Below are 25,908 nucleotides of genomic sequence, written 5' to 3'. Positions count from 1 at the left end.
TCCCTGATAGACTTGCGGCATGTCTCATGCCGATTTTGTTCATCTCAGAAATCACTCTGCCTATTCCCTAAGTCAGGGCGCAATCCGGATTCCGGACCTCGTGAGTCTGGCCGCTAAAAATGCCATGCCCGCCGTAGCCCTTACGGATAGCGGCAATCTTTTTGGAGCGCTCGAATTCTCGCTCTATTGTCGGAGCAATGGGGTACAGCCGATCGTGGGCTGTCAGATTTCGCTTCCGCCACGTTCGACCAAGCCGGGGGCTGTTTCAGAGCCTCTCGTTATTCTGGCGCGGAACGAAGAAGGTCTCGCAAATCTTCAGATCCTGTCTTCCGAAGGGTTTCTGAACGGCGATCCTGCTGATCCTTCAATAGCGATAGAATTTCTCTGTCAGCACGCGGCAGGGCTGTTTTTGCTGACTGGCGGCAATCGCGGCCCGATCAACAGATTGATTCTTGAAGAGCAGAAGTCTGAGGCAAAATCGCTTCTGACACGGCTGGAAGAGGCTTTCCGGGGAAATATCGCAGTCGAACTGAACCGGCTTGGAGAGGCTGGGGAGCAGGAGGTCGAGAGTGTTCTGATTCCGATGGCGGATGAGATGAACATTCCTCTGGTGGCGACCAATGAATGCTTCTTCCCCAAGCCTGAAATGCATGAGGCCCATGATGCGCTGCTGTGCATCGCGCAGGGACGAACCATTGCAGAGGACGATCGCTGGCATGTCTCTCCGCAGGCGTGGTTCAAAACCCCGGCAGAAATGCGGGCTGTTTTTCATGATTTGCCAGAGGCCTGCGACAACACGCTGATTATTGCGCAAAAATGCGCCGTGGCAGCCTGTACGCGCAAGCCGCTTCTGCCAATCTGCCCGAAGGTCCGGGAAGGCTCGACGGAAGAAGAGACCCTGCGCGCCATGGCTTGGGAAGGGCTGGAAAAGCGTCTGGAAGCAGTAAGTGCAGATGAAGAAAAACGAAGGCTTTATTCGGAACGTCTTCAGATTGAACTCGATATTATCGCGGGTATGGGCTTTCCCGGCTACTTCCTGATCGTTGCCGACTTTATTCAGTGGGCGAAAGCGCACGACATTCCGGTCGGCCCGGGACGTGGGTCAGGCGCAGGGTCACTTGTTGCCTATGCGCTGACGATTACGGATATTGATCCCATTCCGTTTGGATTGCTGTTCGAAAGGTTTCTAAACCCCGAGCGTGTGTCCATGCCGGATTTCGATATCGATTTCTGTCAGGATCGTCGCGATGAGGTGATCCGTTATGTGCGCGAGGAATACGGCGGAAGCCGTGTGGCGCAGATCATTACCTTCGGAAAACTCCAAGCCAAGGCAGCGGTGCGGGACGTGGGCCGTGTGTTGGGACTGCCTTATGGCATGGTCAATCGGGTTGCCGAACTGATCCCGAACAACCCCGCCAAGCCTGTATCGCTTTCGGACGCGATTGACGGAGAACCACGGCTTCAGGAAATGCGCGACAGTGATGAGTCGCTCAAACGCCTGATGGAAATCGCGTTGCAGCTCGAAGGGCTGTACCGTCACGCCTCCACCCATGCTGCGGGTGTGGTGATTGGTGATCGGGAACTGGTGGAACTTGTCCCCCTGTATCGCGATCCGAAGAGCGACATGCTCGTGACGCAGTACAATATGAAGTATGTCGAGCAGGCCGGTCTGGTGAAGTTCGACTTCCTCGGCCTGACCACGCTTACGATCCTCAAGCGTGGTCTGGATTTCCTTAAAGAACAGGGTATTACAGTCGATCTCTCACGGATTCCGCTGGATGATGCCAAAACCTTCGAGATGCTGGCCAAGGGCGATACCGCCGGTGTGTTTCAGTTTGAAGGCGCCGGCATGCGCGACATGCTCAAGCAGATGGCGGCCAGCAGGCTCGAAGATCTGATTGCGGGCGTCTCGCTGTACCGTCCGGGACCAATGGCCAATATTCCAGATTACTGCCGACGCAAACACGGCGAGCACTGGGAGCCTCCGCACGAGGAAATTCGCGACATTCTTGAAGAGACCTATGGCATCATGGTCTATCAGGAACAGGTCATGCAGATCGCCCAGAAGATGGCTGGCTACAGTCTGGGTGGCGCTGACCTGCTGCGGCGTGCAATGGGCAAAAAGATTGCTTCTGAAATGGAAAAGCAGCGCGCGATTTTCACGGAAGGTGCCACAGCCCGCGGTATTCCGCAGGATAAGGCAGTCGAAGTCTTTGATCTTATGGCTCGTTTTGCCGATTATGGCTTTAACAAGTCGCATGCGGCTGCTTATGCGCTGGTGTCCTATCAGACGGCCTGGATGAAAGCGAACCATCCTGTTGCGTTTCTTGCCGGCTGCATGTCTCTGGCACGGGAAAAAACGGATAAGCTTGCGGCATTGTGTCAGGAAGCGCGCCGGATGAAGATTCCCGTGTTACCTGTTGATATCAATAAATCTATGGCAGATTTTTCCATCGAGATGATGGAGGATGGGCAGCAGGGTATTCGCTATGCGCTTTCCGCGATTAAGCGTGTGGGAGCCGTGGCAATGGAAAGTGTCGTTGCTTCGCGCGGGGACCGTCCGTTTCAGGATCTGACGGATTTTTCCGAACGCTGTGATCCGAAGAGCCTGAACAAGATCCAGATCGAAAGTCTTGCAAAAGCAGGAGCTTTCGACAGTCTTCTCAAAGAGAGACACATCGTTTTTGCCAGCGCTGACATTCTCCTGCGGCGAGCTCAGGCGCGTGCGCAGGAAGAAAAAGTAGGTCAGACGGGCCTGTTTGGCGGCGCTGGACAGGAACGTGAAATCCTGCGCTTGAACGAAGGGCGTCCATGGCCGGATTTCGAGCGTCTTTCGCTCGAGGCTTCGGCTATCGGTTTTCACATGAGCGCTCATCCGCTCGATGCCTATCGCAGCGTGTTGCGCAGGCTTGGGGTTACACCATCGAACGCTCTGGAAAATGCTGCAAAAACAGGCACTACGCGCGTCAAAATCGCAGGCTGTGTCGTTGATCGTAAAGAGCGGCCGACCCGGACTGGCAAGAAAATGGCCTGGGTCAATCTGTCTGATAGCGGCGGAGGATGCGAGGTCACGCTTTTCTCGGAAACGCTGATTTCCTGCCGCGATCTGCTAGTGGCCGGACAGGCCATTCTGGTGAACGCCGAACTCAAGATTGATGGGGATGCCCTGCGAATTACGGCCCAGAGCGTCATTGATCTTGAGGCCGCGGCGGCGGCAGAGCGGTCGGAAATTCGCGTCTGGTTGAAGCAGGAAAGTGCTTTGTCCGAACTTACGGCGCTTCTGGAAGAAGTTCAGGGCGGTTTTGGTCGGGTGAAGCTCCTGCCGTCCGTTGAGGAAACGCAGGACGTGGAAATCTCCATTCCGGGACTGTATCGCGTGACCCCCCGTCTGGCGGAGCGGCTGCGGACGATCCGCGGCGTGGAAAAGGCGCAGCAGGTCTGATCTTGCGTGTGGATATTGTGTGAAATCCTGCGGACAGACCTTGCGTCCGCAGGGATTTTCCGTCATATCGCGACCGTTCTTTGTCGGGATCTGTCCTGACGGGAGCAATCCGCACGCATGGCTCTCGGGTTTTCTGGTGTCCTTATAGGGGGACGTTGCCATGCGGAGGTTCAACCAGACGCAAGGAATTCTGAATCATGGCAATGCCTGATTTCACCATGCGCCAGCTGCTCGAAGCCGGCGTTCATTTCGGTCACCACACCCGTCGCTGGAACCCGGCCATGGCGCCGTACCTGTTCGGTGTGCGCAACCAGGTTCACATCATCGACCTGCAGCAGACGGTTCCGATGCTGGATCGCGCCCTGAAGGTTGTCCGTGACACCGTTGCTAACGGTGGCCGCGTCCTGTTCGTTGGCACCAAGCGCGCTGCGGCTGACCATGTTGCTGAAGCTGCACAGCGTTGCGGCCAGTACTACGTCAACCACCGCTGGCTCGGCGGCATGCTGACCAACTGGAAGACCATCACGGGTTCCATCAAGCGTCTGCGCCAGATCGACGAAATGCTGTCCGGTGGCACGGCTGGCCTGACGAAGAAGGAAGTTCTCGACATCACGCGTGACCGCGAGAAGCTCGAGCGTTCCCTCGGCGGTATCAAGGAAATGGGTGGTCTGCCCGACCTGCTGTTCGTGATCGACACGAACAAGGAAAAGCTGGCGATCGAAGAAGCCACGAAGCTTGGCATTCCGGTCATCGGCGTTCTGGACAGCAACTCCAACCCTGCTGGCGTGACCTATCCGATCCCGGGTAACGATGACGCCATCCGCGCCATCACCCTGTATTGCGATCTGGTTTCCGGTGCGGTTCTCGACGGTATTTCCGCCGAGCTGGCTGCTTCGGGTCAGGACATCGGTGCTGCCGAAGAACTGCCGGCTGAGACGGCTGTTCTGGAAGCCGCCGCTGCTGAAGGCGCAGAAGCTCCCGCTTCCGCAGGCTGAACAGACTGCCGGGGTCCGGTCATGGAAAACGGCAACTGAAACATGGCATGCGGCCGGGCGAGTTCGTCCGGCCGCATGATCTTTTTTGAGGGATGAGATAAATGGCAGAAATCACAGCAGCCCTGGTTCGCGAACTGCGCGAAGCCACTGGCGCAGGCATGATGGATTGCAAGAAGGCCCTGACGGAAGCTGCAGGCGACATGGACGCCGCCATCGACTGGCTGCGCACGAAGGGTCTGTCCCAGGCTGCAAAGAAGTCCGGCCGTACGACGGCTGAAGGTCTGGTCGGCGTTGTGTCTGGCAAGAACCGCGCCGCTATGGTCGAAGTCAACGCCGAGACGGACTTCGTGGGCCGTAACGAAGCCTTCCAGGCATTCGTCGAGCAGGTTGCTCATGTTGCGCTCGAAGTCGGTGACGATCTGGACACCATCAAGGCTGCCAAGGTTCCGTCCGGCCGTACGGTTGCTGACGAACTGACGCACCTGATCGCCACGATTGGCGAGAACATGGCCATCCGTCGCGCCAAGGTCCTGTCGGTTGAGTCCGGTGTTGTTGCCAGCTACGTTCATAGCGCCCTTCGTCCGGGCATCGGCAAGATCGGCGTTCTCGCCGCTCTCGAGGCTCCGTCCGAGTCCGACGCGCTGCTGACGCTGGGTCGCCAGATTGGCATGCATGTTGCAGCAACCCGTCCGGCTGCACTGGATGTTGCCAGCGTCGATCCGGAGTCCCTGGAGCGTGAGCGCGCTGTTCTGATCGAGCAGGCTCGTGAGTCCGGCAAGCCGGAAGCCATTATTGAGAAGATGGTCGAAGGCCGTATCCGCAAGTTCTATGAAGAAGTCGTTCTTCTGGAGCAGGTGTGGGTTCTGGATGGCGAAAGCCGCGTGTCCAAGGTTGTCGAGAAGGCTGGCGCAAAGCTGGCTGGTTTCGAGCGCTTCCAGCTCGGTGAAGGCATCGAGAAGGAAGAGAGCGACTTCGCTGCTGAAGTCGCCGCTGCCGCTGGCACCAAGTAAGGTTTTTCCGTTTCCAATCTGAGCCAGGTCTGTCTGGTTCAGATTGGACCTGAAATTCTATAGAAAGGCCCTTGTGCGCTCTGGCGTGCGGGGGCTTTTTTGTTTTTTGCCAGTGCGGAGGGATCAGGGATGGAATGGGAAGCGGCGGCGCTGGTTCTGTCTGTCCGGCCTTATGGCGAAGGCAGCGCGCTGGTCCATCTGTTCAGCGAGGAGCAGGGCGTTTCGCACGGAATGGTGCGGGGCGGGGCGTCACGTCGGCAGGCATCCCTGTGGCAGACGGGCAATCTGGTTATGGCGCGCTGGAGGGCGCGGCTGGCGGATCAGCTCGGCACACTGACAGCCGAGCCCGTGCAGTGCGTAGCAGGGCGTATTCTGGATGCGCCGCTCCAGCTTGAGATGGTGAGCAGTGCGTGCGCTCTGGTGGACGGAGCACTGCCGCAGGGTGAGGCGCATCCGGAACTGTTTATGCGGCTGGTGCGACTTCTGACGCTGATCAGTGTGGCTCCCGATCCGGCCCCGATGGGCGCCTATCTGCGCTGGGAAAGCCAGCTTCTCGCCGGGCTCGGCTATGGGCTTGATCTGTCGGACTGCGCTGTAACGGGTTTGCGCGACGATCTGGTGTATGTGTCTCCTCGTTCAGGTCATGCTGTGAGTCAGAACGGCGCGGGAGAGTGGCGGGACCGGCTGTTGCTGTTGCCCGCGTTGATGATGAATGAGGCAGAGGATGGGACGCCTGAAGACTGGAAAAATGGCCTTGCGCTGACAGGACATTTCCTGTCGCGTTGGGTCTTCGGTGTGCGGCACCAGCCTTTGCCGGCAGCGCGGGAGCGGCTGGTTGATTATGTCCAACGGCTTCAGGTCGCTCCCCCGGACAATGCAGTGGACTCCGTTCAGTAGAAAACGTGGCTGGGGCCGGGACGCAGGCCGCTGACGACGTCGACATCGGCTGTACTCGCCCAGACGGACCAGTCCCAGCCGGGATGCTGATTGATTTCGGCAGTCATGCGCTGTTCCTGCGCAAGATCGACCGGATGGCTGGCCCTGTAGGCGGCGTAGGCATTCTTGTCGCCCATATAGACGCAGCCACACGCGATGGGATCGGCGTAAAGCAGGACCGGTTGCCCGTTCTGCATGCGATAGGCCAGCATGTCGGGGGGCAGCAGGTTCATCATGGCCCAACGTGCCGTTGTGTCGGCCGGGTGTGCCGTAAAGCCTGCCAGCGCGAGAGACATCTCGGCTTTCTGGATCGGACGGTATGGTGAACAGGCGGCCGTGCCGACAAGGAGGGCGCTGGACAGAAGGGCACGCCAGTGTCTAAGTCCTGCTCGAAAAAGGGGAGCGCTATGGGAACGGATCTGGCTGGTCATATCGAGGATACTAAGCTCGCTGAGGCTCTGAGCGAGCGATATATTGCGTATGCGATGTCGACAATCATGTCTCGTTCCCTTCCGGACGTGCGTGATGGCCTGAAGCCGGTCCACCGCCGCCTCCTTTATGCGATGCAGCAGTTACGCCTTGATCCCACATCAGGGTTTAAAAAGTGTGCACGTGTCGTCGGTGATGTGATCGGTAAATTCCACCCGCATGGCGATGCGTCCGTTTATGAGGCGCTGGTGCGTCTGGCGCAGGATTTCGCGGTCCGATACCCGCTGGTCGAGGGGCAGGGCAATTTCGGCTCCATCGACGGCGATGGCGCGGCAGCCATGCGATATACTGAAAGCCGCCTGACGGAAGTGGCGCAGGCGCTTTTGGACGGTATTCAGGACGATGCGGTCGATTTTCGTGCGACCTACGATAACGAAGATCATGAACCGATCGTACTTCCCGGAATGTTCCCGAACCTGCTGGCCAATGGCGCGGCAGGTATTGCCGTGGGTATGGCGACGAGTATTCCGCCTCATAATGCCGCTGAAATCTGCCGAGCCGCAAAACTTTTGATCGAAAACCCGGATGTGACGATCGCCGAACTGGTGGATCTGATGCCGGGGCCGGATTTCCCCACGGGCGGTATTCTGGTGGAGGAACGCGATTCCATCATTCGTTCTTACGAAACAGGACGCGGGAGTTTCCGGACCCGTGCGCGCTGGGAAGTCGAACAAGGTCGTTTCGGCACTTGGATGATTATTGTCACCGAGATTCCGTATCAGGTGCAGAAATCGCGCCTGATCGAGCAGATCGCGGACCTGATGGAGCAGCGCAAACTGCCGCTTCTTGGCGATGTGCGCGACGAGAGCACGACTGATATCCGCCTTGTACTGGAACCCAAGACCAAGGGCGTCGAGCCCGAAGTCCTGATGGAGACGCTGTTTCGCAATACGGCGCTTGAGAACCGTTTCAGTCTGAACATGAATGTTCTGGGCGGTGATCGCGTTCCGGGTGTGTTGTCTCTGAAAGAGGTTCTTCGGGCGTGGCTGGACCATGTGCACGAAGTGCTGGTGCGGCGGTCGAACCATCGTCTGGCAGCGGTGCTGCGGCGGCTGGAGATCCTTGAAGGTTTCCTCGCGGTTTATCTGAACCTCGACGAGGTCATCCGCATTATCCGCGAGGAAGACGAACCTAAAGCCAGCCTGATGGAGACGTTCAGCCTGACGGATATTCAGGCCGAAGCGGTGCTGAACATGCGTCTGCGTTCGCTGCGACGCCTTGAGGAAATGGAAATCCGTCGAGAGCGGGATAAGCTTGCCGACGAGCAGAAGGCGCTTGAAACGCTGCTGGGTTCGGAGCGTCGGCGTTGGACGCGGATCTGTAAGGATCTGGATGGCACCATCAAGAAGTTCGGCTCCGGCCCGCTTGGGGACCGGCGCACGCTGATTGCGGCGGCGCCGGAACCAGTGGATATTTCGGCAGCTCTGGAAATCGACCGTGAGCCTCTGACAGTTCTGCTGTCCCGCGAGGGATGGATCAGGGCCATGAAGGGCCACGGACTTGATCCGCAGGGACACCGCTTCAAGGAAGGCGATGAAGGCTGGCTGTCGGTGGAATGCCAGAGCACAGACCGGCTGTGCCTGATCTCCAGCAGTGGCAAGGCCTATACCATCAAGGCGGCTGACCTGCCTCGTGGCCGTGGATTCGGGCAGCCGTTCCGGACCGTTGTGGAGGTGCCTCAGGAAGACCGGGTTGTGACCCTGTTCCCGGTTTCAGACGAAGGACGTCGCCTGATCGCGTCTGCGTCCGGGCGTGGGATGATCGTGTCCGAAGCCGGGCTAGTAGCGGAAAAGCGGACGGGCAAGCAGGTCTTCAACGTCAAGGACGGCGACGAGGTCTTTGCCTGTATTCCGGTCGGTGGCACGCATGTCCTGACGCTGGGGCAGAACAAGCGGGCACTGATTTTCCCGCTGGAACAGGTGCCGGAAATGACTCGGGGTGCCGGTGTCGCGTTCCAGAAACTGGGCGACAGCACATTGCGGGACATGCGGACCCTGACCCTGTCCGAGGGGCTGTTGTGGCAGGAAGGGCAGCGTGTTCGTGCAACGGCCGATCTGACGCCACTTGAAGGCCGTCGGGGAGCCGTGGGCCGCGCGGCCCCGCAATGGATGCTGCGTAAGGGCTAAGGGCAGTTAGGCCGGGAGTGTCCCGGCCAGCAGGCTCCAGTGCCCGTCCCGAAAAACTTCGGCAGGCCCGAAGGCGGCTTTATAAGCCATCTTTGGGCTGCCGGGGACGTAATAGCCTAGATACAGGTGCTCCAGCCCCATCCGGGCGGTTTGTTCGATCAGCCACAGGATCGAAAACGTTCCCCAAGATGCCGTCAGATCGTTGACGTCATAAAACGTGTAGACGGCGGACAGTCCATCCGAGAGGCAGTCGGTCAGGCTGACACAGACCAGCGTTCCATCGGGGCGACGGAACTCGGCCAGAAACGTCTCGACCGGCGTGTTGGCGATCAGTTCCACATAATCGCGCCAGCACATATGGGCCATGTCGCCATCGGGATGGCGGACAGCCTGATACATCTCGAACAGGCGGAACTGCTCGTCGGTGGGAACCGGAGGCACCATGTTGACGATAAGATCACTATGGCGACTGCTGATTTTTTTCTGGGTCCGGGTCGGGGCGAAGGTTGCGACTGGAATACGCATGGGTGTGCAGGCGCGGCAGCCGACACAGACGGGCGCATAGGCGATGGCATGGCTACGGCGGAACCCCGCCTGTGACAAACGGTTATGTAAGGCAACGGCATCGGGGCCAGCCAGTTCGGTCAGAACCTTGCGCTCTGTCCGGTCGGGCAGGTAGGGGCACGGAGCCGGAGCCGTCGTGTAGAAGAGCTGTGGGCGGTGCTGCATGGAACGCTCTCCTTTTCAGATGACGGGCTGAAAGATGATCCTATCGCAAGGAGAGGGGATGGCGCATCTACGATCTTTGCGAAAGGATGACGAAAGATGATCCGCACGGATCGTCCATAACAGGGAAATTTATGCTGCACTGGACTGTTTTCCATTTTCTCGTGCAGATCCTGCGCTGGGTTCTTCCTCTTTTCGTGACGGTTCATGCCCTCGTTCACAAGCGGAACACGGCGTCTTGCACGGGATGGATCGGCATCTGCTGGATTGCGCCGTTTCTGGGTACGGTTCTGTATCTGATGTTCGGCATCAATCGCGTCCGGCGCCGGGCGCAGAAAATGGTGAACCGTCATCTGTGGGAAGGGCGCGATCCGCTGGCGCAGTACCGGCAGACCGTGGACGGAACTCTGGCGCCACTTTCAAAAATGCTCGGCCGTCTGACGGAACGACCCCTGATGCGGGGCAACTCCATCACCTGTCTGCATGACGGAGACAACGCCTATCCCGTGATGCTGGAGGCGATCGGACAGGCGAAGACGTCGATCATTCTGTGCTCCTATATTTTCCGTGACGACAAAGTCGGTCAGCGTTTTGCGGAGGCGCTGGTGGCGGCGAAGCAGCGGGGTGTAGAGGTCCGTGTTCTGGTGGACGGGATCGGGAGCGGTTATTTCCGCTGTGGCATCGAACGCCGTCTGCGACGTGAGGGTGTGGCCTGTGCGCGCTTTATGCACTCGGTCTGGCCGTGGCGCATGCCGTTCATCAACCTGCGCAACCATCGCAAGATTCTCGTAGTGGACGGCACTATCGGTTTCATGGGCGGCCTGAACATTGGCGAGGAGAACATGCTCCGCCTGCGGACGAAACTGCCGGTGGCGGATACGCATTTCCGTCTGCAAGGGCCGATCGTGCATCAGCTTGCAGTCGCGTTCGCATGGGACTGGTCGTTCACCACAGGCGAAGAACTTCAAGGCGAGCGTTATCTGCCTGAGCCGCAGCCGGTGGGTGATGTGCCGATGCGGATCGTCACGTCAGGCCCGGATACGGATTTGGAAAAGATCGAATATGGGATGTTGCAAGCTTTCTCACTGGCGCGAAGCCATATCTGGGTAATGACGCCCTATTTCCTGACGGATGACCGCTTCTCGACGGAACTTGTTCTCGCGGCCCTTCGGGGCGTGGTGATTGATATTGTCGTGCCCAAGAGCAGCAATCATGCCCTGATCGATCATGCGCGGGACGCCAATCTGCGGCAGTTTCTGGATGCGGGCTGCCGCATCTGGATGGCGGACCCGCCGTTCAATCATTCCAAGCTGATGGTCGTGGATGATGAATGGAGCTTTGTCGGAAGTGCGAATATCGACATGCGCTCCCTGCGACTGAATTTCGAGATCAATCTGGAAATCTATGACCGGGACGTGGCGAAAGAACTGGCCACATTCATGGAAACGCATCGCCGCAACCGGCTGACCCATCATGATCTGGACAGCAAGCCGTTCCTGATCCGGATGCGCAATAACGCCGTCAGGCTTCTATTGCCGTATCTCTGAGAGGTGTCAGGCGCCCAGCCTCAGGGTAACGCAGATGGGGCGATGATCTGAGCCGAAGCGCGGCAGAGCACGGGCCTCCATGCGCGCCAGTCCGCGCACGAGGCATCGGTCCAGCCGCAGCGGAAGATGGTTCAGCATCCGATGCGTCTTTTCCTGCGGACCGACATCGAGAAATCCGGGAAGCAGGACAGGGCCGACCAGATTGAAATCGCCCATGATGACGGCGCGGTGGCGCATATTGGTGCTGATGCTGCGAAGCTGCCGCCGGTTGAGCAACTGGCCGTGAGACAGATGGACATTGGCAAGGGAAAAGCTGCCGAAATCAATAAGCTGTGCCGTACGTTTGACCAGCAGGCCACGCGGCAGGCGGCAGAATGACGGCGGACGGGTGAAGGGCAGGCGGCTCCAACAGGCCGTACCATGCGGACGGCCGGGAAGCGGGATGCGGTCGTAATAGCCGCCGAGGATTTCGGGGAGTTCGTCGACGGCCTCCTGCGCCTCCTGCATCACGACGATGTCCGGATTTTCTGCGCGGATGACGGTCAGAACGTCTTCAAGCGAGGCACCTTCCCAGCGATAGAGGTTCCAGCTCAGGATCTTGAAAGAGGCTCCGGATTGAGGAAACGCCGTCATTTCGGAGGCTCCGACAGATAGAGAGGGTTACGCCCGCGGTGATGGGGACCGGCGGCAAATTCGCTGGTCAGGGTATAGCCGACCGCCAGCAGGACAGGACCGAGGAAAATGCCGACGCCGCCAAAGGTCACGATGCCTCCCAGAACACCGAGGACGGTCAGCAGATAGGGAAGCTGGGCACCGCGGGCGATGAAGGCGGGACGGATGATGTGATCGGCGCCGGAGATGATGAGAACGCCATAAGTCGCAAGAAACAGCCCATGCCCGACATGATGCGTCATGCCCAGCCAGATGGCGGCTGGCACCCAGACCAGAGGCGCACCGATCGGGAAGACCGCGACGAAAGCGGTGATGCCCGCCAACAGAACCGGAGAAGGCACTCCTGCCAGCATCAGGCCAATTCCGGTCAGCACGCCTTGGATTAGCGCCGTACCGAGGATGCCATAGACCGTTCCGCGCACGGTGCGGCCAATGATGTTGATGAGCCGTGGCGTGGTCTGCGGGCCAGCGATACGGTCGATCAGGGCCGCGATGGTGTTGCCGAGCGTATCGCCGTTCAGCCACAGGAAGAAGGCGACGAACAGCGCCATGACGAGTTCAGCGAGACCGCTTGCCAACCGCAGAAGAACCGTCAGGGTGAGATGCGCGATCTGCCCGGCATAAGGGCGCAGGACTTCGGTCGCAAAAGCGCCGACATCATGGCTGAAATGATGCCACGCATTCACGAGATGCGGGCCTGCCATGGGGATGCGGTTGATCCATTCCGGGGGCGGGTTCGCGCTGGTGACATGCAGGATCAGGGTGTCGATTTCCGAAATCGTGCCGGGAATGTCGTTGATGCCCGCGCTGGTCAGTACTGTCATCGGGACCAGAATGAACAAGGCGCTCAGGGCCATCATGGCAAGGGCTGCCAGAACGGGGCGGACATGGCGGCGCATACGCCGATAGATTGGCCATGTCGTAAAGGCGAGAATTGCCGCCCACAGAATGGCCGAGAGAAACGGCCACAGGATAATGCCGCATCCATAGGCGATTCCCGCTAGTACCAAGCCTAGGATAATCCGTTCGGTCGTCATGCGAGGATGCGCTCCTGTCTGAAAAGAGACGGACGACACGGATGGCATGGCGGTGTGGGCTGCGTGCTCATGGAACGACACATTGGCACGCTCTGGCGCCGGACGCATCCCTCGACCTATGGTGTGATCATGACGATCTCGCCACTTGTTGATGCCGCGACCCTGATCCTCGAGGTCGGCCGGTTCATTCCCCTTGATGCCAGCGTGCTTTTGCCGGGGCAGAAGGGCGATCCCGATTCCGCATTTGTCGCGCAGCACCTTCCGGGTGCGCGACGATTCGATATCGACGTCTTTGCTGATCCAGAGAGTCCGCTCCCTCATACGGTGCCGGGTGCGGCACGGTTCGCCCGGCTGATGGGTGAACTGGGCGTGAGCGAGGAGACGCCGATCGTCTTTTACGACGGCCGTGGAAGCGTGGGCGCCTGTCGTGGATGGTGGCTTGCACGGCTCTTTGGGCATCGGAATGCGCGGATTCTGGATGGTGGCCTTGAGGAATGGGTGAAGGCGGGCGGTCCGGTTGAAAGCGGTGCACCCCCCGCAATCGAACCGGCAAGTTTTCGTCCCCGTCCTCGTTACGAGCTTCTGGCTGGCACGGGCGATGTGCGTCAGGCGCTGAAACGGCCCGATGTGCTGGTGTTGGACGCAAGAAGTTCGGGCCGCTTCGCTGCGACAGTGCCGGAGCCCCGTCCGGGCGTACGGGGCGGTCACATGCCGGGCGCGCAGAGCATGGACTGGACGCGCCTTGTGGACAGAAATGGCCGTTTTCTACCGCCGTCTGAACTTAAAGAGATTCTGGCTTCTGCCGAAGGGCGCTCAGTCATTGCAAGCTGTGGGTCTGGTCTGACGGCTGCAACGATCGTGGCGGCACTGGCAATCGCAGGTTATGACGACGCGGCTTTGTATGATGGGTCCTGGGCGGAATGGGGGAGCGATCCCGACGCGCCGGTTGTGACGGGAGAGGCATGAGCATGAGTGATCTGGAGCAGCGGGTGAGCGCGGGATGGGGCCGGATGGCATCCATGCTGGTGCGGGAGGGACGCTCGCATGATCTTCCCGAAACGGGGGAGTTCGTAAACGCGCCGGTCAGCCGGGGTTCGACGGTCCTGTTTCCGACGCTGGAGGCCATGAACAGGACGGACGGACGCAGCCACGCGCACAAGGCGGTGTATGGGGCGATGGGATCGCCGATCCAGCACCAGCTTGAGGAAATGCTCAGCCTGATCGAAGGCGGAACACATACGCAGGTCGTCAATTCAGGTCTGGCGGCGTGTACGATGCCGCTTCTGGCGTTTCTCGGCTGTGGTGATCACCTGCTTCTGCCCGATTCGGTTTATGGCCCCACGCGACGTTTTGCAGGGACAATGCTGCAGCGGCTGGGCGTAGTGACAACCTATTATCCGCCCATGGCTTCACGCGCCGAAATCAAGGCGCTCATCCGCCCCGAGACGAAGATTCTGTTTGCCGAAAGCCCGGGCAGTCATACGTTCGAGGTGCAGGATGTGCCGATGCTGGCCGAAGTGGCGCATGAGGCGGGTGCGCTTTTGATGTTGGACAACACCTGGGGGATCGGCGTGTTTCAGCCCTTCGTTCATGGTGTGGACGTGTCGATTCAGGCCCTGACGAAATACCCCGCCGGGCATTCGGACGTCATCATGGGATCGGTCACGGTCAATGACGAAGCGCACTGGAAAACGTTGCGTGATGCAGCAATCCAGCTCGGACAGTGCGCGGGGCCAGATGACTGCTGGCTGACGCTGCGCGGCCTGCGGACGATGGGCGTGCGGCTGGCGCATCAGGCGCGGTCTGCTCTGGACATCGCGCAGTGGCTCAAAGCGCGCCCTGAAGTCGCGCGGGTTCTGCATCCGGCGCTTGAAGACTGTCCGGGGCATGAGTTCTGGAAACGGGACTTTACGGGTGCCTGCGGGTTGTTTGGGGTGGAGCTTCAGCCGGGCATTTCCGTCGAAGCGACCGAACGGATGATCGACGGACTCAGCCTGTTCGGGATCGGGGCGTCGTGGGGGGGTTATGAAAGCCTCGTCCTGCCGACGACCGGGCATATCCGGCGCGTCACGGGTGAGGGCGGCCCGACATCCGCAACCTTCCGCCTCCATATCGGGCTTGAAGACGTTGAGGACCTGAAGACCGATCTGGCGCGTGGACTGGATGGCCTTCAGTTCTGAACCTTAGCGGCGGCGGAACGTCAGGGCTTCAGCGACGTGATGGCGCTGGATGCTCTGCGTTCCTTCCAGATCGGCAATGGTGCGGGAGACCCGGATCAGGCGCGTGATGCCACGGTTGGACAGGCGCAGCTTTTCGGCAGCCTGTTCGGCGAGAGAGCGGGCGTCATCGTCCATGTCGAGGTCGTCCGGGGACGCCTGTGAGTTCGGAACGCCCTGACGGTCGATCTGACGTTTGCGGGCAGTCTCCACACGGGCGCGAACCGTGGCGCTGTTCTCGCCTTTCGGGGCTCGGCTGATTTCGATCGGAGAGAGCGGCTCGATCTGGACGCAGAGGTCCATACGGTCGAGCATCGGGCCGGAAATCTTGGCCGTGTAATCCTCGCCACAACGCGGTGCCTTACGGCAGCTTCGCTCCAGATCGCCCAGATAGCCGCAGCGACAGGGGTTCATGGCGGCGATGAATTGAAAACGCGCGGGATAAGTCGTGTGATGGGCCGCGCGGGCGATGGAAATGCTGCCAGTTTCGATGGGCTGACGCAGGGACTCCAGACAGGAGCGTGAAAATTCCGGCAACTCGTCGAGAAACAGGACGCCGTTATTGGCAAGACTGACTTCGCCGGGCCGGGCCTTCGCGCCGCCTCCGACGATTGCGGGAAGGCTCGCGCTGTGGTGCGGCGCACGATAGGGCGGCCGGACGACCAGTCTCCCATTCTGTAGGATGCCGGAGACACTGTGAATCCGGCTGGTTTCAAGCGCTTCTTCACGTGTCAGATTGGGAAGAATACCGGGCAGACGGCTGGCGAGCATGGACTTTCCGGCACCGGGCGGTCCGCTCATGAGCATGGAATGCGCTCCTGCGGCGGCGATTTCCAGAGCGCGCCGTCCAAGCGCCATCCCTTTGACGTCCGCCAGATCCGGTCCGTATTCGAGAACCTGTTCACTTGGCAGCGGTACCGGAGACAGGATCTGTAGCCCCTGAAAATGGGAGACGAGAGCGGCAAGCGTCGGCGCACCGAGAACGTCCGTGCTCCCATTGCCCCAGCGTGCTTCAAGAGCCTGCGTGATCGGACAGATCAGGCCGAGTTTGTCCGCAACGGCGCCGATGGCAGCCGAAAGAACACCAGCAACGGGGTTGATCCGCCCATCCAATGAGAGTTCGCCAACGGCGGCATAGGCCGAGACAGCCTCAAAAGACAGAACGCCCATAGCGCAAAGCAACCCAAGTGCGATGGGCAGATCGAAATGCGCGCCTTCCTTGAGAAGATCGGCCGGGACGAGATTGACGAGAATGCGTTTGGGCGGCAGTGCCAGCCCCATGGCCGTCAAGGCTGCGCGGACACGTTCGCGCGCCTCACCGACGGATTTGTCTGCCAGTCCCACGACGAGAAATGCAGGAAGGCCGCTGGAGACCTGAACCTCGACCGTGACCGGAATGGCTTCAATGCCCGAGAATGCGAAGCTTTGGATACGGGCGAGGGCAGGTGCATGCGGGCTGGGACTCGTCATAAGACAAATCCTAGCCCTAATTTATTTCCCGTTGGTTAACGGAAAAGGCCTCAGGAACGCTGGTACAGCAGACGGGCACGGAGGGTGCCATCGAGCGCCTTGAGCCCGTCGAGAAGTTTCGTGTCCATGTCCGGGCCTTCCGACTCGGCTTCGACGACGACATATCCCACTTCACCATCCGTCTGGAGGTACTGGGCCGTCACGTTGCAGTTCTGCGCCGCAAACAGATCGTTGATCTGGCGCATAATGCCGGGACGATTGGCGTGGACATGCATGAAACGCGTGCCGCGCGGGCGTTCGGGAAGCTGGACGCTGGGGAAGTTGACCGAACCGATCGTGGAGCCCACGTCGGAATAATCCACCAGCTTACGCGCGACTTCAACGCCGATGCGCTCCTGCGCTTCCATGGTGGAGCCGCCGATATGCGGCGTGAGAATGACATTCTCCAGACCCTGAAGCGGGGATTTGAATTCTTCGCCAGCCTTCTTGGGCTCGACGGGGAACACATCCACGCCCGCGCCCATGAGATGGCCGTCCTTGAGGGCCGCGGCGAGGGCGTCGAGGTCCACGACATTGCCGCGCGCGTTATTGAGCAGGATGGAATTGGGCTTCATGGCCCGGATTTCCGTCTCTCCGATCAGCAGATCGGTCTCCGGTGTCTGCGGGACGTGGAGGCTGACGATATCGGACTCGGCCAGCAGGTCATGCAGGGTCGGGACGGCGATGGCATTGCCGTGCGGCAGACGAGGCATGACGTCGAAATAAAGGACGCGCATGCCGAAAGCCTCGGCCAGGACGGAAAGCTGCGATCCGATGGAGCCATAGCCGACGATACCGAGCGTCTTGCCGCGGACTTCCCAGGCATTGGTGGCGGATTTATCCCAGCCGCCCTTATGGCAGGCTTCCGAGCGCGACGGGATGCGACGGAGCAGCATCACGACCTCGCCCATGACCAGTTCGGCCACGGAACGGGTGTTGCTGAAGGGCGCGTTGAAGACGGGAATCCCGAGCATGCGGGCAGCATTCAGATCGACCTGATTGGTGCCGATGCAGAAGCAGCCGATGGCCATGAGGCGGTCTGCGGATTCAAGGATTTCGCGCGTGAGCTGGGTCCGGCTGCGGATGCCGACCATATGCACGCCCTGAAGGGCCTCTTTCAGCGCATCGCCTTCAAGCGCGCCCTTGACCCGCGTGACCTCTGCATAGCCCTCTGCGGCGAAATGGGAAGCGGCGCTTTCGTGAATGCCTTCCAGAAGAAGAATGCGGATCTTGTTCTTGGGGAGAGAGAACTGCGTTTCCATAAATCCGTCCCGGTCATGAACCGGAAGGCTCCGGTTTCAATTCAAACTGGTTCACCAGATCTGGCCGTGACCAGACCGGCCCCGGCTGCTGTCTGCCGCCACGTTCGCCGGGGCCCCCTCCCTAGCCGATCAGCGGGTTTCAGGAAAGATGGCGCACGAGTTCGGGAAGCAGGGTTGCATCTCCACAGGCGAGGACGGTGCCGTCACTTTCGAGCGTCAGGCTCTGTCCCTGCCAGTCCGTAATGCGGCCTCCTGCACCTTCCACAACCGGAACGAGCGCGCCCCAGTCCCATGGATTCATGGTGCATTCCGCAATGACGTCGATCTGACCAAGCGCAAGAAGGCCGTAAGCGTAGCAGTCTCCGCCCCAGGACGTGCGGCGGGTGTGTTTCTGCAGATTGGCAAAACGTGGCGCATGAGCGGCGGTCATGATCTCCGGGGCGGTGCAGGACAACTCTGCTTCGGCGGCGTTCGGGCAGGGACGGGTGCCGATGGTTCCGGGCAGGCGATCGGACAGAAACTGCGTGGGCCGCCCCGAAACACCAATCCAGCGTTCCCCGGTTACGGGCTGGTCGATCAGTCCGAGCACAGGACGACCTTTATGAAAAAGGGAAATGAGCGTGCCGAAAGTAGGACGACCGGTTAGGAAGGCACGGGTGCCGTCGATGGGATCGAGAACCCACAACCAGTCGCCATTCGTGCCGCTCATGCCGCTTTCTTCCCCGAGAATGGCATGTTCCGGCAGGCGCTCTGCGAGAACGTCGCGCATGGCCTGTTCCGCCTGACGATCCGCGATGGTGACGGGGCTGTCATCGGATTTCGCATCGGCGCGCAGGGATGTCCGGAAATAGGGCAGGACGGTCTTGCGGGCGATATCCGCACAGGCCGTTGCGGCATCAATGGCACTTTGCAGCACGTTTTCAGTCATGATTTGTGGCTATTCCTGTCCTGTAAGCGCTGCATGAGATTGACGCCCGTGGTGGCGGGCGGCATCAGAGGAGCCATGCATCCGATCATCGTCATTCCCTCCAGACTTGCTTCCACCCGCCTGCCGCGCAAGCCCCTCGCTGATATTGGTGGCGTCCCCATGATCGTCCGGGTCGCCCGTCAGGCTCTGGCGGCGCAGATCGGCCCTGTAGTCGTGGCGGCGGGAGACGAGGAAATTCTGGAGGCCGTCAAAGGGATATCCGGCGTAAGGGGCGTGCTGACCGACTCGGATCTGGCAAGCGGCTCAGATCGTGTTCATGCCGCTTTGGCGGACGTGGATCCCGATGGCGATCATGATGTGGTCATCAATCTTCAGGGCGATCTGCCCCTGATTGCGCCTTCCAGCCTGACTGCCGTTCTGAAACCGCTTGAAGATCCGGCGATCGATATCGGAACACTGGCCGCGCCGGTTACGAGCGATGCCGAGCGCGATGCTACGCAGGTCGTCAAGATTGCGTGTGATTTTGACGGGACGGATGTGACGCGGGCACTGTATTTTTCGCGTCTGCCCATTCCATGGGGTGACGGGCCGCATTGGCATCATGTGGGCGTCTATGCCTGGCGCCGGACCGCGCTGGAGCGTTTCGTGGCTCTTGCGCCGTCTGCTCTGGAGGGTCGGGAAAGTCTTGAACAGCTTCGTGCGCTACAGGCTGGCATGACGATCGGCTGTGCAAGGATTGACCATGCCCCCCAAGGGGTGGATACGCCTGCTGATCTTGAGCATGTGAGAGGGTTGGTCTGATGCCGGTCATTGCATTTCAGGGCCGTCCGGGCGCCTATTCCGATCTGGCCTGCCGTCAGGCGCGTCCGGGCTGGACAACGCTGCCCTGCCCGACTTTTGCCGATGCGATTGACGCCGTGCATGATGGCCGGGCCGATGAGGCGTTATTGGCCTGCGAAAACACGCTCGCCGGGCGCGTGCCGGACATTCATTCGCTGCTGCCTGACGCCGGGCTTCATATCGTCGGGGAATATTTCCAGCGCGTGGAGCATTGTCTTCTGGGTGTACCGGGAGCGACGATCGAAGATATCCGGCGCATTCACACCCATCCGGTTGCTCTGGGGCAGGTTCGCAAGTTGGTCAGCGAGCTTGGCGTGGAGCCAGTGGTGCAGTTCGACACGGCGGGCGCGGCTGAAATGGTCGCTCAGTGGGGACGGAAAGAAGACGCGGCCATTGCCTCCTCCCTTGCGGCCGATCTGAACGGACTGACGGTGCTGCGGAGCAATGTGGAAGATGCCTCTCACAACACGACGCGCTTTTATCGTGTCTCCCGCAAGCCTTGCATTCCTTCACCCGAACGCACAGATGTTCTGACGACGCTCCTGATGCGGGTCGGAAACTGTCCGGGTGCGCTCTATGCGGCATTGGGTGGATTTTCCCGGCATGGTATCAACATGACGCGGATCGAAAGTTACATGCTGGACGGCTCGTTCACGGCGACGCAGTTCCTGATGGATGTCGAGGGGCATCCCGAGCAGGCAGCACTGGCCAGTGCGCTCGCAGAACTGGAGCAGGTCAGCGATGATCTCAGAATTCTGGGTGTTTACCCAAGCAGCCTCTCACGGCACGCCGCGTGACGGCAGGACAGGAACCCATGACAGAAGACGGAACAATGGCTGACACGAGCATGTATCAGGGATCGCTGACGGCTCTGGTGACCCCGATGCATACGGACGGGCGGATTGATTTCGACGTCTCGGCCAAGCTGATCGAACGCCAGATCGACGCTGGTACAACGGCACTGATCCCCGCTGGAACGACAGGTGAAAGCCCCACACTTTCGCACGAAGAACATAGCCGTGTTGTCGCGCACTGTGTCGAGACGGCGAATGGTCGGGTCCGCGTCATGGCAGGTGCTGGCTCCAACAGCACGTCTGAAGCCGTCCTGATGGCGAAACACGCTCATTCCGTCGGAGCGGACAGTCTGCTGGTCGTGGTGCCATACTATAACAAGCCGTCGCAGGAAGGGCTGTATCGCCACTTCATGACGATTGCGGATGCAACGCCCTTGCCGATTTTCCTGTACTGCATTCCGGGTCGGTCTGTTGTCGACATTTCGGTGGCGACCATGGCGCGTCTGGGAGAACATCCCAATATCGTCGGAACAAAGGACGCTACGGCCAATATGGCACGGCCGATCTCGGTACGTCGGGCAGTGGACAAATCCTTCAACCAGCTTTCTGGTGACGACAATACTGTTCTGTCGTTCCTCGCTGCGGGAGGCGACGGATGTATCGGCGTGACGTCGAATGTTGTGCCGCATCTGTGCGCGGACATGCATCTGGCTTGGCAGGAAGGGCGGATCGAAGATGCGATCGCCATCCAGGATCATCTGACACCGCTCCATGATGCGATGTTCATGGAAAGCAATCCGGGGCCGGTCAAGTACGCGATGTCACGGCTTGGTCTGTGCGGTGCAACCCTGCGTTTGCCGCTGGTCGAGCCTCAGGGAGCGACTCGTCTGGCTGTTGATGAAGCCCTGCGTGCTCTTGAGCTTCTGGACTGAGTGCAGGTATGGCGGGAAAGAAAACCAAGAGCGGCATGATTTCTCACGGCATTGCCGCGCAGAATCGCAAAGGTCGGTTTGACTACACGATTCTGGAGACGACCGAAGCCGGGATTGTTCTAAAGGGGCCGGAAGTTAAAAGCCTTCGTCTTGGACGCGCGACCATTACGGAGGCTTATGCGGCTGAGCGTGACGGCGAAATCTGGCTCTTCAATTCCTATATTCCGGAATATCAGGGCGGTGTGCTCTCGCGTTTCGAGCCGCGAGCACCACGCAAACTCCTGATGCACCGCAAACAGATCGTGCATTTTCTGGATTCGGTCAGTCGTGCGGGGGCCAGTCTTGTGCCGTTGGATATTCACTTTAACGATCGTGGAATGGCGAAAGTGACGCTGGGTCTGGGTCAGGGACGTCGCAAGGAAGACAAGCGGCACGCCATTGCCGAGCGGGACTGGAAGCGGGACAAGGCTAGGCTGGTCCGCAGTAGTGGTAAGGATTACGGGTAAGAACCCCGCAAAGGCTGGATCAGATCCGGCCTTTTTTTATGGCCTGAGACAGCGCCCGCAATTTTGGGCACAAAAAAACCGCTGCAGCAGAAGCTGGCAGCGGTTTTTTTTTACTCAGACCGAAGTCCGGGTCATTCAGTCAGCGCTGATTTCAGCAGCTTCCGGACCCTTCTGGCCCTGAACAACCTTGACGTTGATCGTCTGGCCTTCGTCAAGCGTCGGCAGGCCGGAACGCTCGAGAGCAGAAGCGTGGACGAAAATGTCCTTGCCACCGGATTCCGGCGTGATGAAGCCGAAGCCCTTCGTGGCGTTGTACCACTTGACCGTGCCACGCATATCTTCAGCGCGGGACAGGTCCGGAGCCGGACGGCCCGGACGAGCCGAGCCACCGAAACGGGGCTGATCGCCGAAAGCAGCGCGCGGGCGCGGTGCTTCTGCCGTGCTCTCGTCAACCGAGAGAACTTCAGCGACCTGACGACCCTTCGGGCCCTGGCCGATGCGGACCACGACGGTTGCACCCGGGTTCACGGCGCTGACACCGGCATTGGTGAGAGCGTTGGCGTGCAGGAAGATGTCGCCCGAACCATCGGACAGTTCAACGAAACCGAAGCCCTTTTCGGTGTTGAACCACTTCACGCGGGAGCTGATTTCCGGGCCTGAAGCTGCGACGAAGCTGTTGCTGCGACGAGGAGCGCCGTAGCCGCCACCGCCACCATTTCCACCACCAAAGCCACCACGGTCGCCATAGGACGGCTGGGACGAGTATGTGTCGTCAAACCCGCCGCGGCGAGGTGAGTTGAAGCTGCTGCGGTCGGTTCTGTTGTTTCTCAACGGTCTAATCCCGAGACTGGGGTGCCATGATAGGGCGGACCCTGTCGTGACGTAATTTCAAAAATTTGGAAAAAAACGATGCTGCTTTTCTCCTGCAATAAGCTGTAGCACGGTTTTTTCCTTCTCTGCCACAGGGAATGTCAGGCTGAAACATAACTCGCGCTGATTTTAAGATTGTGAAGTGTCCGGTCGACACTTTGATTTCGGTCGTGGAAATGACATACACACGTTTTCCAGTACTTTGCGGTCCCGGATCCCGCACGTAACAGAGGTGCCCATGCGAAGCAGACTGACTTTTTCCATTGGAGCCACTGCCGTGCTGGCGCTGTCTTCCTCTGCTATGGCAACACCGTTGCAGGACCCGTATGGAACATGGACCATTCAGGGTGAAAATGATGCAATCTCCACGCTGAAAGGCACGTCGGATCAGTATTATACGTCCGGTCTGCGCATCAACTGGACGTCCGGAACCGATAATCTGCCGCGCCCGATTGCCAAGCTGAACCGCATCCTGATGGGAGAAGGCGTTCAGCGCATCAGTATCGGTTTACAGCAGATCATTGATACGCCCCGCGATACGCAGGCCGACAATCCGCCTCAGGGTGATCGTCCTTATGCGGGCCTGCTGCTCGGAACGGTCAACCTCATCAACGATACCGATCTTTCCCGGACTGTTACGGGAATCCAGTTCGGCATGCTTGGCCCGGCAGGACTCGGGCGTCAGGTCCAGAACGGGTTTCACAAGGCTATCAGCGACACCCCGAGCACGGGCTGGGGCCATCAGCTTGCGAATCAGCCGATCTTTCAGGTTCAGGCGGGACGGATCTGGCGTCTGCCGGTCCTGAATGTCTATGGCATTCACGCGGATGTGCTGCCCGCGATCTCGGGTGCTGCTGGTGATTACCGGACCTATGCCGATGTGGCGACGACGTTCCGCATCGGTCAGGGTCTCGACAGCGATTTCGGCAATGCGACAATCGGACCGGGGCTGGACGGAACGGATGCGTTCCGCGCGACTCGTCCTTTCGCCTGGTATTTCTATGGCGGTGTTGAAGGTCAGGCCGTGGGATATGACGTGACGCTTCAGGGCAGTACGGTCCGCCCGAATGCGCCGCATGTGAACAAGATATGGGATGTGGGTGAGGTTCATGCCGGTGTTGCGGTGATGTGGCATGGTGTGCGCCTGTCCTATAGCCAGAACTGGCAGACAGCCCAGTTCCAGACTCAGAAGGCCGGCCTGTTCAACTATGGATCGCTCAAGCTGTCCGTGAAGTTCTGACCCATTTAGACCGCTGATCTGAAAAGGCCGCCTTCCATGAAAAGGAAGGCGGCTTTTTTTTATGTCAGGGCAGGATGCGGGGTGTGACTGTCACGAACCGGTGCGCCCAGAAGATAGCCTTGGACTTCCTCGCAGCCATTGGCGTCCAGCAGGGCCATCTGGTGCTCGGTTTCCACACCCTTCGCGCAGCAGGTGATATTCAGGGACCGTGCCAGTGACAGAATGGCGTACATTACTTCGTCGGCGCGGATGTCTTCGCCCAAATACTGGACAAAAGCCCGATCGAGTTTGATCTGATCCAGCGGATAAGTCCGCAGGCGTTCCAGCGAAGAATAGCCTGCCCCGAAATCGTCGATGGCGAGGCGCACGCCCAATGCGCGAACACGGGAGAGTTCACGGAAAGCGATGTCGGATGGTCCGAATGGTCGGCATTCGGACAACTCGATCTGCAAACGGCCGGGCGGAAGGCCGGTCTGGGTCAGAACTGAATCGATGAGGGGGGCCAGGCGTTCGTTGACCAGCCAGACAGGCGAGACATTCACGCAGACCCTCAAGGGAGCAGGCCAGTGCAATGCAGCCAGGCAGGCATTGCGCAGACTCCAGCTGTCGAGCGCTTCAATCATGCCCGCTTCTTCGGCGTAATGGATGAACAGGTTCGGCGCGACTTCGCCGTGTCCGGGGCGCGTCCAGCGTAGCAGCGCCTCATGTCCGACGATCTTCTGGGATTCCGTATCGACGATGGGCATCCATTTAAGGAAAAGTGCGTCGTCCTCGACGGCTTTGAGAAGATCCTGCTCAAGATTGGACGTGACGGTATAGGTGTTGGTGAGTTCTGCGTTTGCCCGGCGTTCATGTCCCCCTCCGGTCCGATTGGCTTCGGTGAGGGCAGCGCGTGCGGCAAGAATGAGCTGGTTCGCATCTTCGGCATCCTGCGGATAGACGCTCCAGCCCGCGGAGATGGAGAAAGGGACAGCTCCCATCTCCAGGTCAACGGGAGTGCTGGAAATCTGCAGAATGGCGTTGACCAGAGTGCGGGTCGTGACGGCTGTTGTCCCCGGCGGGGTGAGGACCATGAAATGTCCTCCCCCGATCGAGCTGAGGAAAGCCCCTTCCGGCAGGACGGCTTTCAGGCGCCGGATCATCTCCGCAAGAATAAGATCAGCCGTGTCCCATCCATACCGATCGTTGATTAGGGAAAGGTGATCAAGATTAAGGTGAATGAGGCTGAAAACGGCGCGGCGGGGCAGTTTCCCGGTTCTTTCGATGAACTGCTGCAGGACAAGAAGACTCTCCTCACGATCGGGAAGAGAGGATTTTCCAGCGTTCTCCGTAACCTCACAGGCAAGCTGCCTGGCCACGTCCTGCAGTGAATCTTCGGCCGTCGGCAGGAAGCTGCTGCCGTTCAGGCGAATGGCGATCAGAAACTGTCTGCGGTGACTGTCATAGGATCTGTTCGTAATCGGAAGCCCGATGAGCGACCAATCTTTGAAAAACGGACATGAGAAAAAGGTTTTGCCTTTTCGTTTTTGCTCGGCTGCGAGAATGATCTCGCCAGCGTCCAGCTTGTAGAGCGCGACTGGGGGCGATCCTGCGGACTGGAGAATGGATGGTATTCCGTTCTCCGGGATATCCAGAAATGCGACCGCTGTTGCGCCTGTTGCGGCCAGAAGCAGACGAAAGAGCAGGGATCGGCTGTCCGGAGAGGAGCCAGAGTATTCGTGGAGCGTCTTTTCCTGAACGTCTCTGGCCGGACTGCCCATCATTCGTAGACTCCATGAAATTCGGTTGAACGCATTATTGATAAATTCACAGTATTATATCGGTGTGAATT

22 protein-coding genes are annotated in these 25,908 nt (G+C 59.5%); 13 read left to right on the top strand and 9 right to left on the bottom strand.

Translation table 11 applies throughout. The features are described 5' to 3' along the window. Window positions 1-19: 19 nt before the first annotated feature. From dnaE to recO, 4 genes are all read left to right on the top strand, one after another. The gene (dnaE, locus tag HKD28_RS07330; protein ID WP_194267752.1) at window positions 20-3,442 is read left to right on the top strand and encodes a DNA polymerase III subunit alpha; all 3,423 of its coding nucleotides are present in this window, start codon (window positions 20-22) and stop codon (window positions 3,440-3,442) included. A 197-nt stretch (window positions 3,443-3,639) separates the two neighbouring features. Then, complete coding sequence (gene rpsB, locus HKD28_RS07325) at window positions 3,640-4,437, top strand: 30S ribosomal protein S2 (RefSeq protein ID WP_194267751.1); 798 nt, start codon at window positions 3,640-3,642, stop codon at window positions 4,435-4,437. A 101-nt stretch (window positions 4,438-4,538) separates the two neighbouring features. Next, window positions 4,539-5,447, top strand: a complete 909-nt coding sequence (gene tsf, locus HKD28_RS07320) for a translation elongation factor Ts (RefSeq protein WP_099286442.1) — start codon at window positions 4,539-4,541, stop codon at window positions 5,445-5,447. 129 nt (window positions 5,448-5,576) lie between these two features. Beyond that, entirely contained in the window at window positions 5,577-6,344 is a 768-nt protein-coding gene (recO, locus tag HKD28_RS07315) for a DNA repair protein RecO (protein ID WP_194267750.1), read from the top strand. On the opposite strand, the gene HKD28_RS07310 is transcribed toward recO, so the two are convergent. Continuing rightward, window positions 6,338-6,814, bottom strand: a complete 477-nt coding sequence (locus HKD28_RS07310; protein ID WP_194267749.1) for a hypothetical protein — start codon at window positions 6,812-6,814, stop codon at window positions 6,338-6,340. The two genes, recO and HKD28_RS07310, sit on opposite strands and share 7 nt — an antisense overlap. On the opposite strand from HKD28_RS07310, the gene parC reads away from it, so the two are divergent. Beyond that, window positions 6,791-8,998 (top strand): DNA topoisomerase IV subunit A, encoded by a 2,208-nt coding sequence (parC, locus tag HKD28_RS07305; protein ID WP_194267748.1) that lies wholly within the window; start codon window positions 6,791-6,793, stop codon window positions 8,996-8,998. The two genes, HKD28_RS07310 and parC, sit on opposite strands and share 24 nt — an antisense overlap. 6 nt (window positions 8,999-9,004) lie before the next feature. On the opposite strand, the gene HKD28_RS07300 is transcribed toward parC, so the two are convergent. After that, window positions 9,005-9,727, bottom strand: coding sequence for an arginyltransferase (locus tag HKD28_RS07300; RefSeq protein ID WP_194267747.1), 723 nt, complete (start codon window positions 9,725-9,727; stop codon window positions 9,005-9,007). A gap of 131 nt (window positions 9,728-9,858) precedes the next feature. Here HKD28_RS07300 and cls point away from each other — a divergent pair, with 131 nt between their 5' ends. Further along, window positions 9,859-11,271, top strand: a complete 1,413-nt coding sequence (gene cls / locus HKD28_RS07295; protein WP_194267746.1) for a cardiolipin synthase — start codon at window positions 9,859-9,861, stop codon at window positions 11,269-11,271. A 6-nt stretch (window positions 11,272-11,277) separates the two neighbouring features. Here the strand turns inward: cls and HKD28_RS07290 are convergent, their stop codons facing one another. Together HKD28_RS07290 and HKD28_RS07285 are read right to left on the bottom strand one after the other, a co-directional pair. Beyond that, on the bottom strand, window positions 11,278-11,904 hold the full coding sequence (locus HKD28_RS07290) for an endonuclease/exonuclease/phosphatase family protein (protein WP_062029707.1): 627 nt from the start codon (window positions 11,902-11,904) through the stop codon (window positions 11,278-11,280). After that, window positions 11,901-12,980: an AI-2E family transporter gene (locus HKD28_RS07285; protein WP_099286437.1), complete on the bottom strand. Its 1,080-nt coding sequence runs from the start codon at window positions 12,978-12,980 to the stop codon at window positions 11,901-11,903. Before HKD28_RS07285 ends, HKD28_RS07290 begins: the two co-directional genes overlap by 4 nt. Window positions 12,981-13,109: 129 nt before the next feature. Here HKD28_RS07285 and HKD28_RS07280 point away from each other — a divergent pair, with 129 nt between their 5' ends. Both HKD28_RS07280 and metC read left to right on the top strand, forming a co-directional pair. Beyond that, window positions 13,110-13,946, top strand: a complete 837-nt coding sequence (locus HKD28_RS07280; RefSeq protein ID WP_194267871.1) for a sulfurtransferase — start codon at window positions 13,110-13,112, stop codon at window positions 13,944-13,946. A gap of 2 nt (window positions 13,947-13,948) precedes the next feature. Next, on the top strand, window positions 13,949-15,160 hold the full coding sequence (metC, locus tag HKD28_RS07275; protein ID WP_194267745.1) for a cystathionine beta-lyase: 1,212 nt from the start codon (window positions 13,949-13,951) through the stop codon (window positions 15,158-15,160). A gap of 3 nt (window positions 15,161-15,163) precedes the next feature. Here the strand turns inward: metC and HKD28_RS07270 are convergent, their stop codons facing one another. The 3 genes from HKD28_RS07270 to HKD28_RS07260 form a co-directional block, all read right to left on the bottom strand. Next, complete coding sequence (locus HKD28_RS07270; RefSeq protein WP_194267744.1) at window positions 15,164-16,666, bottom strand: YifB family Mg chelatase-like AAA ATPase; 1,503 nt, start codon at window positions 16,664-16,666, stop codon at window positions 15,164-15,166. A gap of 50 nt (window positions 16,667-16,716) precedes the next feature. Next, window positions 16,717-17,967, bottom strand: a complete 1,251-nt coding sequence (gene serA, locus HKD28_RS07265) for a phosphoglycerate dehydrogenase (protein WP_194267743.1) — start codon at window positions 17,965-17,967, stop codon at window positions 16,717-16,719. Between the two features lie 139 nt (window positions 17,968-18,106). Further along, window positions 18,107-18,895 (bottom strand): inositol monophosphatase family protein, encoded by a 789-nt coding sequence (locus tag HKD28_RS07260; protein ID WP_194267742.1) that lies wholly within the window; start codon window positions 18,893-18,895, stop codon window positions 18,107-18,109. Window positions 18,896-18,970: 75 nt separating this feature from the next. Here HKD28_RS07260 and HKD28_RS07255 point away from each other — a divergent pair, with 75 nt between their 5' ends. Genes HKD28_RS07255 through smpB form a run of 4 tightly spaced genes read left to right on the top strand, consistent with a single transcriptional unit; the run spans window position 18,971 to window position 21,967 of the window. Next, on the top strand, window positions 18,971-19,696 hold the full coding sequence (locus tag HKD28_RS07255; RefSeq protein WP_194267870.1) for a 3-deoxy-manno-octulosonate cytidylyltransferase: 726 nt from the start codon (window positions 18,971-18,973) through the stop codon (window positions 19,694-19,696). Next, window positions 19,696-20,532: a prephenate dehydratase gene (locus HKD28_RS07250; protein WP_194267741.1), complete on the top strand. Its 837-nt coding sequence runs from the start codon at window positions 19,696-19,698 to the stop codon at window positions 20,530-20,532. Before HKD28_RS07255 ends, HKD28_RS07250 begins: the two co-directional genes overlap by 1 nt. Before the next feature lie 35 nt (window positions 20,533-20,567). Next, window positions 20,568-21,461 (top strand): 4-hydroxy-tetrahydrodipicolinate synthase, encoded by an 894-nt coding sequence (gene dapA / locus HKD28_RS07245; protein ID WP_194267869.1) that lies wholly within the window; start codon window positions 20,568-20,570, stop codon window positions 21,459-21,461. Window positions 21,462-21,469: 8 nt separating this feature from the next. Further along, window positions 21,470-21,967: an SsrA-binding protein SmpB gene (gene smpB, locus HKD28_RS07240; RefSeq protein ID WP_062031523.1), complete on the top strand. Its 498-nt coding sequence runs from the start codon at window positions 21,470-21,472 to the stop codon at window positions 21,965-21,967. Window positions 21,968-22,102: 135 nt separating this feature from the next. On the opposite strand, the gene HKD28_RS16010 is transcribed toward smpB, so the two are convergent. Next, on the bottom strand, window positions 22,103-22,798 hold the full coding sequence (locus HKD28_RS16010; protein ID WP_194262070.1) for a cold-shock protein: 696 nt from the start codon (window positions 22,796-22,798) through the stop codon (window positions 22,103-22,105). Window positions 22,799-23,075: 277 nt separating this feature from the next. On the opposite strand from HKD28_RS16010, the gene HKD28_RS07230 reads away from it, so the two are divergent. After that, window positions 23,076-24,077: a lipid A deacylase LpxR family protein gene (locus HKD28_RS07230; RefSeq protein WP_194262069.1), complete on the top strand. Its 1,002-nt coding sequence runs from the start codon at window positions 23,076-23,078 to the stop codon at window positions 24,075-24,077. 59 nt (window positions 24,078-24,136) lie between these two features. Here HKD28_RS07230 and HKD28_RS07225 read toward each other — a convergent pair whose 3' ends face one another. Beyond that, window positions 24,137-25,840: a putative bifunctional diguanylate cyclase/phosphodiesterase gene (locus tag HKD28_RS07225; protein ID WP_235993360.1), complete on the bottom strand. Its 1,704-nt coding sequence runs from the start codon at window positions 25,838-25,840 to the stop codon at window positions 24,137-24,139. Window positions 25,841-25,908: the final 68 nt, after the last annotated feature.

It is taken from the genome of Gluconobacter cadivus (genome assembly GCF_015244745.1).
In the GTDB taxonomy this organism is placed as follows: domain Bacteria; phylum Pseudomonadota; class Alphaproteobacteria; order Acetobacterales; family Acetobacteraceae; genus Gluconobacter; species Gluconobacter cadivus.
The sequence above is the reverse complement of the archived record's forward strand: the minus strand, read 5'-3'. Positions and strand labels throughout refer to the sequence as shown.

What these genes read in the sequence shown, in the direction of transcription:
- HKD28_RS07280 (WP_194267871.1), top strand. Translation starts at nt 13,110, where the DNA reads ATGACGATCTCGCCACTTGTTGATGCCGCGACCCTGATCCTCGAGGTC.
- dapA (WP_194267869.1), top strand. Translation starts at nt 20,568, where the DNA reads ATGGCTGACACGAGCATGTATCAGGGATCGCTGACGGCTCTGGTGACC.
- HKD28_RS07310 (WP_194267749.1), bottom strand. Translation starts at nt 6,814, where the DNA reads ATGACCAGCCAGATCCGTTCCCATAGCGCTCCCCTTTTTCGAGCAGGA.
- dnaE (WP_194267752.1), top strand. Translation starts at nt 20, where the DNA reads ATGTCTCATGCCGATTTTGTTCATCTCAGAAATCACTCTGCCTATTCC.
- HKD28_RS07255 (WP_194267870.1), top strand. Translation starts at nt 18,971, where the DNA reads ATGCATCCGATCATCGTCATTCCCTCCAGACTTGCTTCCACCCGCCTG.
- HKD28_RS07230 (WP_194262069.1), top strand. Translation starts at nt 23,076, where the DNA reads ATGCGAAGCAGACTGACTTTTTCCATTGGAGCCACTGCCGTGCTGGCG.
- tsf (WP_099286442.1), top strand. Translation starts at nt 4,539, where the DNA reads ATGGCAGAAATCACAGCAGCCCTGGTTCGCGAACTGCGCGAAGCCACT.
- HKD28_RS07260 (WP_194267742.1), bottom strand. Translation starts at nt 18,895, where the DNA reads ATGACTGAAAACGTGCTGCAAAGTGCCATTGATGCCGCAACGGCCTGT.
- HKD28_RS07225 (WP_235993360.1), bottom strand. Translation starts at nt 25,840, where the DNA reads ATGATGGGCAGTCCGGCCAGAGACGTTCAGGAAAAGACGCTCCACGAA.
- HKD28_RS07250 (WP_194267741.1), top strand. Translation starts at nt 19,696, where the DNA reads ATGCCGGTCATTGCATTTCAGGGCCGTCCGGGCGCCTATTCCGATCTG.
- rpsB (WP_194267751.1), top strand. Translation starts at nt 3,640, where the DNA reads ATGGCAATGCCTGATTTCACCATGCGCCAGCTGCTCGAAGCCGGCGTT.
- HKD28_RS07290 (WP_062029707.1), bottom strand. Translation starts at nt 11,904, where the DNA reads ATGACGGCGTTTCCTCAATCCGGAGCCTCTTTCAAGATCCTGAGCTGG.
- HKD28_RS07270 (WP_194267744.1), bottom strand. Translation starts at nt 16,666, where the DNA reads ATGACGAGTCCCAGCCCGCATGCACCTGCCCTCGCCCGTATCCAAAGC.
- smpB (WP_062031523.1), top strand. Translation starts at nt 21,470, where the DNA reads ATGGCGGGAAAGAAAACCAAGAGCGGCATGATTTCTCACGGCATTGCC.
- HKD28_RS07285 (WP_099286437.1), bottom strand. Translation starts at nt 12,980, where the DNA reads ATGACGACCGAACGGATTATCCTAGGCTTGGTACTAGCGGGAATCGCC.
- serA (WP_194267743.1), bottom strand. Translation starts at nt 17,967, where the DNA reads ATGGAAACGCAGTTCTCTCTCCCCAAGAACAAGATCCGCATTCTTCTT.
- parC (WP_194267748.1), top strand. Translation starts at nt 6,791, where the DNA reads ATGGGAACGGATCTGGCTGGTCATATCGAGGATACTAAGCTCGCTGAG.
- cls (WP_194267746.1), top strand. Translation starts at nt 9,859, where the DNA reads ATGCTGCACTGGACTGTTTTCCATTTTCTCGTGCAGATCCTGCGCTGG.
- metC (WP_194267745.1), top strand. Translation starts at nt 13,949, where the DNA reads ATGAGTGATCTGGAGCAGCGGGTGAGCGCGGGATGGGGCCGGATGGCA.
- HKD28_RS07300 (WP_194267747.1), bottom strand. Translation starts at nt 9,727, where the DNA reads ATGCAGCACCGCCCACAGCTCTTCTACACGACGGCTCCGGCTCCGTGC.
- recO (WP_194267750.1), top strand. Translation starts at nt 5,577, where the DNA reads ATGGAATGGGAAGCGGCGGCGCTGGTTCTGTCTGTCCGGCCTTATGGC.